The organism is Secundilactobacillus collinoides DSM 20515 = JCM 1123, assembly GCF_001435975.1.
Classification (GTDB): Bacteria; Bacillota; Bacilli; order Lactobacillales; family Lactobacillaceae; genus Secundilactobacillus; species Secundilactobacillus collinoides.
The window spans coordinates 1-964 of sequence record NZ_AYYR01000042.1; the positions used below are offsets into that span (position 1 = coordinate 1).

At 41.6% G+C, this 964-nt stretch carries 2 pseudogenes; both read left to right on the forward strand.

The annotated features are described in order from the left end of the window. Nucleotides 1-185 (forward strand): annotated as a pseudogene (locus FC82_RS17145) (hypothetical protein); the annotation flags it as partial. Nucleotides 186-223: 38 nt separating this feature from the next. Beyond that, nucleotides 224-964: pseudogene (locus tag FC82_RS16475) on the forward strand (IS5 family transposase); the annotation flags it as partial.

A 964-nucleotide genomic window follows, 5' to 3' on the forward strand; every position in this document is an offset into this window, starting at 1 on the left:
CGAGGAGATCTCCAAAGGATAGAAACTATCCTTCAACACCATTTGACAAACTTCCGAAAAAGAAAAGGAAAAAAATTAAAATTTTAAAAATTATAGATCTGTATGCCTTGTTCCAAAATTTTCCACTATCACTTGGCACAATTCCCGTGACACTCACATCCTTAGAAGCTGTCCAAGATCTATGATTTTTGATATACTTCTATGTAAAAAGCGAGTTTAAGCTATGAAAAATTATCCCAGCAATATTACTCGGCAACAATTTGAATTAATTCGACCAGCTTTAGAAAATTTTCGTAAGCGAACTAAGCCTCGAAAATATGACCTCTACGAGGTCTTCTGTGCGGTCCTATATGTCTTGAAAACCGGTTGCCAATGGCGTCAAGTCCCCGGTGATTTCCCAGAATGGCGGTCAGTTTACAACTATTACAAAATTTGGTCAACTAAAGCTGAGCCTACGGCTGATTCTTTATTGGAACAAGTTTTAAAAAAAATTGTCATTGCTCGGCGAACTTACTAAGGACGTTCAGCTTTAACTTCCTTTATTATCGTTGACGCTCAGAGCGTCAAAAACACCGCTACTGCTGAAAACAAAGGTTACGACGCTGGTAAGAAAATCTCGGGGATTAAGCGCCATCTGGCAGTTGATATCAATGGCTTTCCGCAGGCCATTCACATGACGCGAGCGAACGTCTCTGATCGAGACGGGGCCAGTGCAATGATCGCTTTACATGCCATGCATTTACGCCAGGTTCAAAATGTCTTAGTTGATGGTGGTTATTCAGGCGTTAATTTTCAGCTCGATGTAGCCAGTAATTTAAACGCAACCGTGCAGGTTGCGAAGCGCAATGAGTTGCATCGATTCGAAGTCATGCCCCAACGTTGGGTAGTCGAACGATCTTTTAGTTGGCTAGAGAATTGTCGGCGACTTTGGAAAAATTGTGAGCGTCAATTAACCACCAGTCTG